Raw genomic sequence first — 232 nt, 5'->3', positions numbered from 1 at the left:
CCCGCCACAGAACCCGTAGCCGTTAAGACTACACCTGTTTCCGCTTTGGTATAAGTTACACCGGAGATAGTCACGGCACTTGTTCCAGCAGTCATAGTTCCTGTCACAGTACCACCTAAAGTACCTGTACCTGTTTTACGAGTTAAGGTGACAGTACCATCTAATGTAGCATTCACTGGATTGCCATTGGCATCCGTTAAGGTTACTGTTACGGCAAAACCAGTACCAGCAG

At 47.4% G+C, this 232-nt stretch carries 1 protein-coding gene; it reads right to left on the bottom strand.

From position 1 onward, the window contains the following. Window positions 1-232, bottom strand: a 232-nt coding sequence (locus G9H60_RS13780) for a hypothetical protein (protein ID WP_394369801.1), incomplete at both ends; no start/stop codon positions are given.

This window comes from Aquirufa aurantiipilula, assembly GCF_019923745.1.
Classification (GTDB): Bacteria; Bacteroidota; Bacteroidia; order Cytophagales; family Spirosomataceae; genus Aquirufa; species Aquirufa aurantiipilula.
Note: the sequence above shows the minus strand (reverse complement) of the source record. Positions and strands in the feature narration are given on the sequence as shown.